The organism is Paenibacillus psychroresistens (genome assembly GCF_009728935.1).
In the GTDB taxonomy this organism is placed as follows: Bacteria; Bacillota; Bacilli; order Paenibacillales; family NBRC-103111; genus Paenibacillus_AC; species Paenibacillus_AC psychroresistens.
Genome location: NZ_CP034235.1, coordinates 2,355,511 through 2,368,465, shown reverse-complemented (window position 1 = coordinate 2,368,465; position 12,955 = coordinate 2,355,511). Strand labels below are relative to the sequence as shown.

The window sequence follows — 12,955 nt, the reverse complement described above, 5'->3', positions numbered from 1 at the left end:
CTCTAGGGGGTTAGCAATTGATCCAGAATCTTTTAACGATATTTCCACTTTCTTCAATAAACTCAGAATCAAATATGCCTCCATTCTTCAATATTGTTCGCTCAGAGCCAATGTTCCCTTTATCACAAACTACAAGCACTCGATAAATCCCTAACTCTTGAGTCTTATCTAAAGCTAATGCTAAAAGCTTGCTTGCAAAACCCATTCGTCTAGTAGTTGGTCGTATCCCATATCCAATATGTCCGCCACTATTAGAGAGCCTTTCATTTAGCCTATGCCGGATATTGACTGCTCCTAGAATTCTATGTTGAGAGTCAGCTAACCAATAAGTAGAATGTGGGACGAAGTCATTAACGAGAAGTTTATCTTCGGAGTCTTGGGAAAATAAGAAATCAATATATTCTTCAAAATTCGACGGATCCTGCTCAATCACCCAAGGAACCATATCCTCTCCCGTGCTTTTCCACTCTTGATAAAATTTATTATACTCCTCCTGATATTCAATGGACGGTTTAACTAATACCAAGTCTTTTTCAAAGTATTGAATAGCATTATTAATAAGATGATCATTCATCATTGAAATCGTGCGATCCGTATAAAAAGCAAGGTGAGGGGTACTAATTACATTAGATAATTGAGTAATACTTAGATTGCGAATCGGTTCTTCGGCAAAAACATCCAGTCCTGCTCCCCCAAGCTTCCCACTCTGTAAAGCTGCTTCTAACGCTGCATAATCTAGCAGTTTTCCTCTAGCTGTATTAATAAATATAGCACTCTCTTTCATCAGAGCGATTCGTGCTTTGTTAATTAGCTGCTCATTTCCTATTTTTGTAGAAGCATGCAGGGTCACAATATCCGCTTGTTGCAAAAGTTCGTCAAGCGGTATTCTATCCGTCTCTTTACTATCGCCATTAGCAGAAATTAATATTTCCATACCTAAGGCTTTACCTATACTCGCAACCATTTGTCCAATTACACCATATCCAATAATCCCTAATTTCTTGCCGTAGAGTTCATAATTTGGTGTTAAACCCTCCCTCCATTTTCCGGCTTTAATATTGAGATCGGAAGGAATAATTTGTTTAGCCAAGGCAAAAATCAGCGAGAAAGTATGCTCCGCAACCGCATTTGCACCAACCTGAGGAATTCCCTTAACTGAAATTCCTAGTTCAGCTGCGAGTTTAGCATCGATGTAATCGATATTATGAGCTCTAACCAAAACATATTTGCAATTCACGAATTTTCTAAGCACTTCATTCGGGATTTTAGAGTGGATTAATAGCAGCTCGGCTTCAGCTACTTCGGTATCAATCGGTTTAGAAAAATCAACAAAAGCAATATCAAAATAACGATCTAGCTTATCACTTTCATCATCCGAAAATTTTATTGTCGTATCAACTGCACATAAGGCTTTCATTTTAGATTCCTCTTTTGCTTAAAATGATCTTACTAAGGCGCTAGTTTTATTTCTACAGGTGTTGATGTTATAACGATTTCAGTATCTTTACCGGCTTGATTAATGTTGAAGGTTGCTTTTGATACAATTTTATAGTTTCCTGCATGTAAAGTAAATTCATTTAATTTAGGTTAAACATGACCCTCACCATCATAAACATAAGCTTCATTTGCCTTTAAAAGCTTCATAATTCCTATGGCATTAACCATCCGCAATTCTGAATCTTGGAGGACAACTTCTCCATTTTTATCATAAATAATATAATTGAACATATCTGCACCATGGCTAATCTCCCAAGAACGACCAGAATCATTAACCATAACACCCTCAACATTAAAAGGCTTATCAGCTTGTATATCTTTAGGCACTGTTACCTTTAAGCTAAACATCTTGGCGTCTGGAATCGGTCGTGAATCGCTTAATCGATAGGGTTATAATGGAACAAGTACGAACTTAGGAGGTTAACTTAACGATGAAATTAATGCCGTTGGAAAAACGTGGGATTTCTAATAGCCGTGTAGCGTTTGGATGCATGGGACTTGGTGGAGGCTGGAATCATAATGCGCTGACGAAAGAAGATTATCTCCAAGCAGAGAAAGCTATAGATGCAGCTCTTTCAATTGGAATTACGATGTTTGACCATGCTGATATTTATACATTTGGCAAGGCTGAGGCAGTGTTCGGTCAGATATTTAAGAATAAGCCTGAGCTGCGCAAACAAATGATTTTACAATCCAAATGTGGAATTCGTATGAAAGATGATGTTCTCCCGCAGCGCTTTGATTTCTCTAAAGAGCATATCTTAAACTCGATTGATGCGAGCCTGCAGCGTTTGGGCATAGAATACTTAGACGTGTATCTGCTCCATCGTCCAGATCCTTTAATGGAACCCGAGGAAATAGCCGAGGCATTCCAAGCAATCAAAGCTTCCGGTAAAGTGCGTCATTTTGGCGTTTCTAATATGAGTGCTGCACAAATCCGCTTTATCCAGCAAGCTTTACCCGAGCCGTTAGTCGTGAATCAGCTTGAGATGAGTCTCGCTCGTCTGGATTGGGTAGAACAAGGCGTTCTTGTTAACCAAAAAGAAGGTGCAAATATTAATTTCGCCGATGGAATCATGGAGCACTGCCAAACAGAGAATATCCAAATTCAAGCATGGGGGCCCCTGGCCCAAGGGAGATTCTCCGGAAAACCATCCGAGCAAGCTACGCCGAGTGAGATTCGTACAGCTGAGCTTGTTCAGAGTATGGCGCAACAAAAAGATACGACTCCTGAATCCATTGTCTTGGGTTGGTTAATGCGCCACCCCGCACTTATTCAGCCTGTAATCGGTACGGCCAATGCAGATCGTGTACTTGCTTGCCGAGATGCCGTCCATCAATCCAAAATGATGACTCGCACGGAATGGTATACGCTTTTTGAAAGCTCGCGCAGCAAGAATACACCTTAAAATACTAACTCTCAAGCAGATATAGCATCAATGCTTTTTGAACATGCATTCTATTCTCGGCCTGCTGGTAGATGATCGATTTCTCAGATTCAATTAACTCTTCCTCCATTTCATATCCAGGATGAATAGGCATATCATGCATGATGTAGGGAGAATATCCCGCTAAGCTTTTCCGATTTATCTGAAAAGGCATCATAGTTTGAACTCTATTCATCCTTTCTTCTTCATACTCCTTGTTGGTAAAGTGCTCCATATCCACCCAAGTATCCGTATAAACAAAATCTGACTTCGCGATAGCAGCCTCTAAGCTTTTGACACTCTCTATATGCCCGCTTTTGTAAGCTGATTGCATAAGCTCTTCATCCCAAGAGGGCTGATTGATAATTGGGGTTACCAATAATAGGTTGATTCCTAATGTGATACAGCCTGCTATTAATGAATTGGCAACATTATTATGAATGCCTACATAAGTAACGGTTATTTCCTTGAAGGTACCTGATACCTCATAAATCGTCATTAAGTCAGCCAATGCTTGGCATGGATGATACTTCTCACAACAGCCGTTGATTACTGGAACACTCGAATATTTAGCTAACTCCAGTAAATCTGCATGTTTTTTCAATCTTGCCATAATCAGATCACAATTTCGTGAAGCATATCGAGCTTCATATTGAATTGGCGAGATGCTGAAATTGCTGGAATCCCAATCCAGCGGCACACTATACCCACCCATTTGATTAATCCCTGACTGAAAAGATAAATTAGTTCTGGTAGAGGTTTTCTGAAAAAGCATCAGTAAACCTTTTCGCTCACAGGCTTGATAATAAGACCTTGAATTAAGTTTAATTTCAATCGCCTTTTGAATAATAGCGAATAGATCAGGCTTATTTAATTCTTTTAAAGATAGAAGATGCTGCAACTTGTTCACCTCGTATGTATATTAATACATTTAAATGTATATTAATACACAATAAAGACATTTGAGTTAAATGTCAATGAGACACACCATCTCATGCTTATCTCATCCCGCATATAAAAACGTAGAAAGTGCATTTAAATCATCTCAGCTCAAAGGGGGTTAGATAGATCGTCTCTGTTGCTTTCTTTTTGCGGAAGCCTCCTGGCGTCAAACTTGTCCATTTAGAAAATTGGCGAATAAAGCTTTGAACATTGCTATAGCCCACTCTTCGCGATATCCACTCGATGGATTCATCACTATTAAGCAAGAGATGCATCGCTTCTTGTTGGCGAATGGCAGCCAAATAATCCCGTGGCGCCATATGATAGGTTTTCTGGAATACGCGATGACAATGTCTAAGGCTGAACCCCATTGTATCCGCAATACCCTCAAACCAATTTCCTGGTATCTCTTCATCACCCAACTGTACCGCAACTAAAGCTTCAATTTTTTTAGCTATCTGGATTGGCAAGGTTTCTACCACTGTAGTTCTTTCAATCCGTTGCTTTAAAAAGTAGCGCTCCAGCTTATCCATTAGCTCACATAATTTGCTAAGCAAGGAGATTTTAGTTGCATTAATCTGCAGCAGTTCCATAATGGCTTGTACATCTGGCAGTATTAATAAATTTAACTCGCCACCATTCGGATAGAACACATCACAAGCTTCATTCATTAAATGCAAAAAAGTCGGATCATCTACTTGAACATGCATGACAAAATACTGCAATGGCTTCAAGCTCCCTACCTTATACTCATGCTGACGCATAGGTGGAATTAAGATGAGATCGCAAGCTTTCTGCTCGTAAATAGTTTTGTCGAGTGTAGCTGTTTGACAGCCTTCGAGCACCAAATTTATTTCGAACATAACATGATGCAAATGCCTAAGAGTCACCCAAGGCTTTTCCACCTTCGCCCGATGTGCTCCGTACAAATAGATTTCAGATTTAATATTCGGATAATACTGATAGGCGAGTCGGTTGTTTTCATCTTTCATAGCGGAACTCCTAGAATGTCCGAATTGGTTAATTTTTAAATATAGATTGGCTTGTTTTGTCATTGTATTGCCTTATTCTGCGCTTTATACTTCTATTATTCGCGATGAAGCGCTGACTTGCAATAGTATATAGGAGGAGAATTTAAGATGTATGAGATAATTAGCAATACCCCTTATTCCGTACTTATAGAAACCAACGAAGGCTGGGTAACTGCAAGTAACAACCATAATGGCCTTTGGAGTACAACAGGGATAGAAGTGAGCATGCAGTCTGTAAATGAACAGCTTTCCATTTTCGTACAGGCAGATGAAATCCCGCTTAAAACACTTAAATTTCGTTGGTTGAATAAGATCGAAGGTCCGATATCGATATTAGGAGACCATTGGGAGCGCGCGTATGGTGATTTGGAATGGCGTGGAATTGTTGCTGAGCGGGTGATGCCTTGGTATTTTCTCACTCATGATGGTGAAATGACCCAGGGATATGGCGTTAAAACAGGAGCCAAAGCGTTCTGTTATTGGCAGTTGGATGCAGATGGGATTACCTTTACTGCTGATATCCAATGTGGCAACGAAGGCGTATTACTAAAAGGGCGTCAACTAGCTGTTGCCGACGTTATAACTTATACAAGTAATCAAGGTGTTTCACCTTTCCAAGCAGCCAAACAATTTTGTACACAAATGTGTGATAGTCCCGTTCTTCCGAAGCAGCCTGTATATGGGGGAAATAACTGGTATTACGCCTATGGGAACAGCTCACATCAAGAGATTCTCGAGGATTCTCGGTTTATTTCGTCGTTAGCCTCTTCAACTACAAACCGCCCATACATGGTTATCGATGATGGCTGGCAGCTGTCGAGCGGTGGCGGTGCTTGTAATGGTGGACCCTGGGAAGGCAATTCCCTTTTTCCGGAAATGGAAAAGCTCGCTGAAGAAATGAAAGCAATAGGTGTTAAACCAGGGATTTGGTGCCGTCCGTTAATGACTTCTGAAGAGGTTCCGGAAGAATGGGTTCGCTATAAGGTCGCAAATGGCGGCAATATTCTCGATCCTAGCGTCCCAGGCGCACTTGACTATATTGCTGAATCTGTAGAACGAATGGTAGCTTGGGGATTTGACCTAGTGAAGCATGATTTCACAACCTATGATTTACTCGGCCAGTGGGGCTTTGAAATGAAATCTCATCCTAATATCCTCCCCCATAAGTTCCATGATCAATCAAAAACAACTGCTGAAATTATGCTGGATCTCTATCGAGTTCTCGCAAAAGCTGCAGGCAGCAGCCTAACTATCGGCTGTAATACCGTGAGTCATCTAGCAGCGGGCTTGTTCGAAATTCAACGTACCGGAGATGATACGAGCGGTAAATCATGGGAGCGCACAAGATATATGGGCGTTAATACTTTAGCTTTTCGAATGGCGCAGCACGATACTTTTTATAGTCATGATGCCGACTGTATTGGCATTACCGCCCAGATCCCTTGGGAGCTGAATCGCCAATGGCTCGAGCTGCTTGCTGGAAGCGGCACCCCTTTGTTCGTATCTGCTTCTTCATCCGTTGTGACTACAGAGCAAACAGATGCGCTGCGTAAAGCATTCGATCTAGCGGCAAATCCACTGCCTGCTGGAGAACCGCTAGATTGGCTGACGAATACTTGCCCAAGCCGCTGGCTGCTGAACGGTAATGAGGTCCGCTTTCAATGGAACCTTGAATCGGCAGAGCTGCTGAACGGTATGGATAACGCTTGGTGGAGATAGATTAGTCTCTAAAATATTTGTCATGCGAATATCGGAATTGCGTCGGCGCTTTGATTTCTGCGAGCGCCAACGCTCCACTTGGTTTATATTCATAAGCCGTTTCAGCTGCGCCATAACTCGTTTCTGAACGTCGTTTGATACAATCAAAGAGCACCTGCTGCTTCAACGTTAAATACTCAATTGTATGTGGACCAAATTCCACTTCAATTTCACCTGGACGAAATTCATAATAAACGGTACGTCGCAATGGGTTGCCATCACCTGCTGGCGAGCCATGCAGCACTTCAATATCATGCAGAATAACATCCCCTGGATTCATCGGTACTGGAATTGCGTCCTCTGTTTCGAACCCCGGCCTCCTGCAGCGCTCTAATGCTTGCTCCTTGCTCCACTTGTTGCTCCCTGGAATGACCCATAAGCAAGTTTGGCTATCAGCTTTATCCAGATAGAAATCTACATTGAATATCGGACGAGTATCTGTACAACCATCTGGTACAGCTGCATCACGATGCCACGGAACCACAACCCCTTCATTAGGAGCTTTTAACACCATAGAATCCCACGTCGCAATCAGATTATTTCCCTGCAGCTTCTCAACTGAATTCAGAATAAATGGATGTGCCAAAAGCGCCTTCATCGTATCACTTTTATCCACAACATATTCGATTCTTCTCAAGACAGGGTTGCCGGTTTTACTGCCTTTGCCATACATAAAATCAGGATCGTTTTCCACTCCTGCTACACCTTTATCATACAGCTTGGTCATTTCCGCTTGGACTTCCTGCAGTTCAACTCCTACTATTACGTTTTGGATCACTAAAAAGCCATTATCGCGAAAAAACTGAGCTTGCTCCTCCGTAATACTACTTTGTTTAAGCGCATCTACATGCGGTAAAGCTACTTTTTGTGTGGTCATTTCGATCTACTCCTTGGTTGAGTTTTTTTGGCTACACCTTGAAGTATAAAGAAATTAATAAACGCTGTATTTAGTAAAAAGCAACAATTTGGTTGCCGAAATCACTTTTTATGTTAAAGTAAAATCAACGATTTTTTTAAAAAATAGGGGTGTTATTAATGAATGATATTGCGGTAGAGTTGCTTCCTTCAGAGACCCTGGAAATTATGGGTGAATACTATTTTCCACCTTATATTACTTTAGCCCATATTTTTAATGCGCCAAAGGGTTGGGAGATTAAACCACGCTCGCTCGTGCATTATCAATTCCAATATGTTGTTGAAGGTGCGGCAGAATACTGGATTGATGATCAGCTTTACTTAACAAAACGCGGTGATTTAATCTACCATTGTCCTGATGTAAGGCACTCCGTTAACATGGTAGAGAATGAACCCTATGTATGTCTATCCATGCTATTTCACTTTGGGAGCTCGCCTTTTCCCATTCAACAGCTGCTTGGAGACTCTCCTTATCTCGGAAATTTCTCTGGTCATGCCATCGAGAATAAGCTGTCGCAATTAATTGCCCATTTTCATCAACCAAGCTTAAGCAATTCTATCTTTTGTCAAAACCTACTTATGCAAATTATCCACGAATTGTCCAAATCCCAGGAACTGAATTTCCCAAAGACCAAAGCACAAGAGAAAACCAACGCAAAGCTTATTCTCATTCGAAACTATATCGTTGAAAATTATCACAAAGAAATCCGACACAAGGACTTAGAAAACGTTTCTGGTTTGAGTCGCAACTACATTATTATTAAGTTTAAAAAACAATACGCCATGACGCCTTTTGAGTATTTGACCCTTGTACGTGTTGAACGAGCTAAAGAGCTAGCGATCCAAACCAACCTATCTATTGGCGAAATTGCTCAATTGATTGGCTTCTCTGATGTACATACCTTCGGCAGAATGTTTAAGCATAATACGGGTATGAGCCTCAGTGAATTCTCTTTATCCTTAGTTATGAATTAATCGCCATTAAAAAATGATTGAAAAAATCATAATTATGATTTAAAATATCATTATACGATAATTTTCGATTATTATTTGCGATTACCCCATTCCAAGGAGGACCTATCTTATGAGCATTACCTATAGTGAAATTAAACAGCAATATGCTGCACTTCAACAAACCTATGACTACATGAATTCGAAACGCGAGGAAATAATCCGCTTTTTCCAAGCGCAATCAGTTGCTTCAATCACTTTCTTAGGCTGTGGCTCTGGTTATTGCCTTAGCAAGTCCGCTGCTTTTTCTGCTCAATTACGGGCAAGCCTGCCATCACTTGCACTTGCTGGTGGCGACTTGATGTTGAATGCTAAGCGTTATCAAGGCATGCTTGAGAATACGTTATTGATCGTGCCATCACGTTCTGGCAGCACAAGCGAGATCATTCAAGCTATTCAAGTTGCCCAAGCAGATAAACATATTCCCGTGCTGTCTATTGCAAGCGTCGCTAATTCTGCCTTATCCCAGCTAGCTGATCTTGCGCTTGAATTGCCATGGGCTTATGACCATAGCGTCTGCCAAACACGCAATATTACAAACCTATATGTAGCTAACTTAATGATAAGTGCTTTTATTGGAAATGATGAGCGCTTAATTACGGATATTGAAACGGCTATCAAGCAAGGCGATGCTTATATGCTGCGTGTAGAAAACGCAATCCGTGAGACAGCCAACTTTGATTGGACTAATGCAGTTCTTCTTGCAGATGGCGAGCTGCAGGGCCTTGCATCCGAAGGTGCGATCGCACTAACTGAAATCGCTAAAGTTCAAGCACAGTCCCATCATCTCTTGGATGTACGACATGGCCCCATGGTTACCGTTGGACCTAATACACTTGTTATTGCCCTATTGACTAAGGATGGCTCTGATTACCAGCATAAGCTGATGGACGAGATCAAAAGTCGCGGTGCCAAAATCATTGCTTTTGGTGATCACACGGATGTCGTTCCAACTGCTGCAGTCGATCTTGCAATCATCTCGGAAACACAGCTGGATATTGCTGCACAAGGCATTCCATATATCTTTATCCCGCAAATTGTCGCTTTAAGCTACGCAGAACGTCATGGAATTAACCCTGACGAACCAGATGGCCTTACCGCTTGGGTTAAGTTGTAAGCCAACATGCAAAAATCCAGTTAGTTTAAACAAATTAAGCCTTAATCAGCTATCTACCTACAATAATCCAGTTTACTTTCTCCAAAAAGCTCAAATCGAGCAAATATGGGGCATTTCCACTAAACATACATGGATATTTGCAGGTAGATCACACAAAATCAGCCGTTTTAGCAATTGAAAATGTATTATTACAGTTTCACAGATTTGAAAAGCAACAGTCCAGCATTAAAAAGCCCTTTCCCACACATTCAGGAAAGGGTTTTACTTATTTCGATACTGGCACAGCATTCAGATAATTTTCCAATGTACTGCCGTTATCGGTTATTTCCACGGCAATATCGATTCCCACATACCGCAAATGCCATGGTTCGTACTTATAGCCGGTAATGGCATCCTTGCCCTTAGGATAACGTATTATAAATCCGTATTCGGCCGCATGCTCGCTTAGCCATTTCGCTTCCTTCGTGCCAGCAAAACAATCCTCTGCCGCACACTTACCAGTAATCCCAGATACATCGATGGCAAGGCCTGTTTCATGCTCGCTAGTTCCAGGCAAAGCACTATAAGTACGTGCCTCTTCAAACCCATCTTGCTTAACATAGCGATTAAACAATAGCTTCTGAGTCGCATAAGACCGATAGGCCGAAGCTCCTGCCAGCTGAATATCATCTTTTTCAGCACCAGCAAACATCTTTTCCAATGCTTCAGCGGCAACAGAGCGCATTTTACGCTTATCGATTTTTTCCTTGAAAATAAAAGGCACATCTGGATAAACCAAATCCCCAGGCTCGTAGCTTTTTGGCAATGCAAAATTTTTGTTAACAAGCACCGTAATACTAGCAGGCTCAGCAATTACAGGAAGTGCGTTAACCGCCTCTGCGACAATGGCATCAATGTCTGTATTTGATCCCGCCGCCGAGCCCTTACCTGGTTTAGGTGTAACTAGAGGTGTCCCAGTTGGCGCTGGCGTTTCTGTCGAGATAGCCTCATCTGTGGGTGCAATGGTTTCTGTTGGTGCAATAGAGGCAGTTACAGCTGGTGAAGGACTTAAACTCGGATCAGTGGCAGCTGGTGTCTCAGCTTTATTACATCCAACTAAGCTGGCTGAGGTTAAAGCTATAAGCAATGTTGCTAAGACTATTTTCTTCATTTTCTAATAAATCTCCTTTTTTGCGAAATATCTTTTACAGTAATGATTAGATACACTTCTACCCTTTAGACTATAAAATCAAACAAAAGGTTGCGATATTTGTCATCAAGTAAAATGTCGAGTACTTGAAGACGAAGACGAAACTTGTTATCATAAACCATATCCTATATAAATAGAAGGCGTGGTTATCAAATGACAAAAAGATCTTATAATTTCAATGCAGGACCTGCTGCATTGCCATTAGAAGTATTGAAGCAAGCTCAAGAGCAATTCGTGGATTATAACGGCATCGGGATGTCCATAATGGAAGTATCTCACCGCAGTAAAGAATATGAGCAAATCAATGATGAAACGCAACAACTTATGAGTGAATTGCTTGGTCTTCCTGCAGGCTATAAGGTTTTATTCATAACCGGCGGTGCCAGCACTCAATTTACAATGATCCCGATGAACCTCTTGACTGCTGGCAAGACAGGCAGCTATATCATGACTGGTGCATGGGCGGAGAAAGCTTATCAAGAAGCTCAGTTAGTTGGCGAAGTATCCATTTCAGCTAGCTCCCGTGAAGGCGGCTTACTGAATATGCCTGCAATCGCAGATATTAAAGCTCCATCCAATTCCGCTTATGTACATATTACTTCAAATGAAACTATCTCGGGTACCCAATTTAACGATTTCCCTAATACAGGTGAAATACCGTTAATTGCCGATATGTCGAGTGATATTCTCTCACGTCAAATTGATGCTAGTAAATTTGCGATGATTTATGCAGGCGCTCAGAAAAATCTAGGACCATCCGGAGTAACGGTTGTAATTGTCCGTGAAGATTTGCTGAAGAATGAGCCGAAGAACCTTCCAACCATGCTGCGTTACAGCACACATTTAAAGAATAATTCCCTCTACAATACACCACCTGTCTACTCTGTGTACATGGTTAATCTTGTATTGAAGTGGATCAAAGCAAATGGCGGCTTAGCCGGAATTGAAGCGAAGAATCGCGAAAAAACCGCTCTAATCTATAACACAATAGATAACAGCAATGGTTTCTATGAAGGTATGGTTGAAAAAGCAGATCGTTCATTAATGAACATCACCTTTAAGCTGCAATCGGAAGAGCTTGAGAAACAATTCCTTAAAGAAGCCGCAGCTAGTAGCTTCGTTGGCTTAGCTGGACATCGCAGCATTGGGCATTTACGCGCTTCGACCTATAACGCAGTTCCTTACGAAAGCTGCAAAGCGTTAGCTGAATTCATGCAGCAATTCCAAAGCAAGCTCAGCTAAAATAAAATTTCATGCTTTCTGATGTGATAAAAGCACTTGCAGGAGGTTATCCTGACAAGTGCTTTTTAATGAGATAGCTTATGCTAAGTTTTCTTTGAGAACGGGCTCGGTCAGCTTATAGCCAATATTGCGAATCGTCATGATATAATCTGGCGTGCGTGCATTAACTTCAATTTTATCGCGCAAATGACTGATATGAACGTCAACAATTCGTGTGTCTCCCAGAAAATGATAATCCCAAACACCATGTAGAAGCTGCTGACGGCTTAAAACCTTGCCGCGATGCTTGCAAAGAAACAGCAGCAATTCAAATTCCTTCGGAGTCAGCTCAATTGGTGTTTCACCGATAAAAACCTCACGTTGTGTCGGATGTACTCGGATTTTCCCAATCTCTACAGCTACTTCATCACTATCTGTTGGTAGAGCTTGGCTTCTACGTAAAATAGCTTGAATCCGCGAGATTAATTCTTGAGGACTAAAAGGCTTAGTCATATAATCGTCTGCACCATTGTCTAATCCCGCAATTTTATCCGTTAAATCCTGCATCGCTGTAAGCATAACAATAGGTACAAAATTATGATTGGCTCTTAGCTTTCGACAAACTTGAATTCCATCCATTTTGGGCAACATAAGATCCAAGACAATCAAATCTGGTCGAAAGGATTGGATCGAATCGAACACCGCTTCACCATCATATACACATTGCACATCAAACCCAGCTAGCTTTAAATTGAATTCTAGTAATGTGGAAATTGAGGGCTCGTCATCTACAACTAATATTTTCTTATTCAGCATTTGGATTCTCCTTTGATGATAGTTTTAATTA

12 protein-coding genes and 1 pseudogene are annotated in these 12,955 nt (G+C 41.2%); 5 read left to right on the top strand and 8 right to left on the bottom strand.

The window, feature by feature from the left end; genetic code table 11:
* Positions 1–10 precede the first annotated feature (10 nt).
* The 3 genes and pseudogenes from EHS13_RS37170 to EHS13_RS10520 form a co-directional block, all read right to left on the bottom strand.
* Positions 11–526: a GNAT family N-acetyltransferase gene (locus EHS13_RS37170; RefSeq protein WP_264373596.1), complete on the bottom strand. Its 516-nt coding sequence runs from the start codon at positions 524–526 to the stop codon at positions 11–13.
* 15 nt (positions 527–541) lie between these two features.
* Positions 542–1,417 (bottom strand): annotated as a pseudogene (locus tag EHS13_RS37165) (2-hydroxyacid dehydrogenase); the annotation flags it as partial.
* A gap of 170 nt (positions 1,418–1,587) precedes the next feature.
* Positions 1,588–1,845: a hypothetical protein gene (locus EHS13_RS10520; RefSeq protein WP_155700299.1), complete on the bottom strand. Its 258-nt coding sequence runs from the start codon at positions 1,843–1,845 to the stop codon at positions 1,588–1,590.
* A gap of 83 nt (positions 1,846–1,928) precedes the next feature.
* On the opposite strand from EHS13_RS10520, the gene EHS13_RS10515 reads away from it, so the two are divergent.
* Positions 1,929–2,906: an aldo/keto reductase gene (locus tag EHS13_RS10515; RefSeq protein ID WP_155700298.1), complete on the top strand. Its 978-nt coding sequence runs from the start codon at positions 1,929–1,931 to the stop codon at positions 2,904–2,906.
* A 4-nt stretch (positions 2,907–2,910) separates the two neighbouring features.
* On the opposite strand, the gene EHS13_RS10510 is transcribed toward EHS13_RS10515, so the two are convergent.
* A complete protein-coding gene (locus tag EHS13_RS10510; protein ID WP_155700297.1) occupies positions 2,911–3,825 on the bottom strand; it encodes a Rossmann-fold NAD(P)-binding domain-containing protein in 915 nt (304 codons plus the stop codon).
* A gap of 139 nt (positions 3,826–3,964) precedes the next feature.
* Entirely contained in the window at positions 3,965–4,858 is an 894-nt protein-coding gene (locus tag EHS13_RS10505) for an AraC family transcriptional regulator (RefSeq protein WP_162463056.1), read from the bottom strand.
* A 147-nt stretch (positions 4,859–5,005) separates the two neighbouring features.
* Between EHS13_RS10505 and EHS13_RS10500 the strand changes: the two genes are divergently transcribed.
* Positions 5,006–6,616: an alpha-amylase family protein gene (locus EHS13_RS10500; RefSeq protein WP_155700295.1), complete on the top strand. Its 1,611-nt coding sequence runs from the start codon at positions 5,006–5,008 to the stop codon at positions 6,614–6,616.
* Between the two features lies 1 nt (position 6,617).
* Here the strand turns inward: EHS13_RS10500 and EHS13_RS10495 are convergent, their stop codons facing one another.
* Entirely contained in the window at positions 6,618–7,532 is a 915-nt protein-coding gene (locus EHS13_RS10495) for a phytanoyl-CoA dioxygenase family protein (protein ID WP_155700294.1), read from the bottom strand.
* Between the two features lie 158 nt (positions 7,533–7,690).
* Here EHS13_RS10495 and EHS13_RS10490 point away from each other — a divergent pair, with 158 nt between their 5' ends.
* A complete protein-coding gene (locus EHS13_RS10490; RefSeq protein WP_155700293.1) occupies positions 7,691–8,545 on the top strand; it encodes a helix-turn-helix transcriptional regulator in 855 nt (284 codons plus the stop codon).
* 109 nt (positions 8,546–8,654) lie between these two features.
* Positions 8,655–9,698 carry an SIS domain-containing protein gene (locus tag EHS13_RS10485; RefSeq protein WP_155700292.1) on the top strand — a complete coding sequence of 348 codons (1,044 nt, stop codon included), beginning with the start codon at positions 8,655–8,657 and terminating at the stop codon, positions 9,696–9,698.
* A gap of 265 nt (positions 9,699–9,963) precedes the next feature.
* Here the strand turns inward: EHS13_RS10485 and EHS13_RS10480 are convergent, their stop codons facing one another.
* Positions 9,964–10,848, bottom strand: coding sequence for a M15 family metallopeptidase (locus tag EHS13_RS10480; RefSeq protein WP_155700291.1), 885 nt, complete (start codon positions 10,846–10,848; stop codon positions 9,964–9,966).
* A gap of 192 nt (positions 10,849–11,040) precedes the next feature.
* Between EHS13_RS10480 and serC the strand changes: the two genes are divergently transcribed.
* Positions 11,041–12,129, top strand: a complete 1,089-nt coding sequence (serC, locus tag EHS13_RS10475) for a 3-phosphoserine/phosphohydroxythreonine transaminase (protein ID WP_155700290.1) — start codon at positions 11,041–11,043, stop codon at positions 12,127–12,129.
* Positions 12,130–12,207: 78 nt separating this feature from the next.
* On the opposite strand, the gene EHS13_RS10470 is transcribed toward serC, so the two are convergent.
* Positions 12,208–12,924, bottom strand: a complete 717-nt coding sequence (locus EHS13_RS10470; protein ID WP_155700289.1) for a response regulator transcription factor — start codon at positions 12,922–12,924, stop codon at positions 12,208–12,210.
* Positions 12,925–12,955 lie beyond the last annotated feature (31 nt).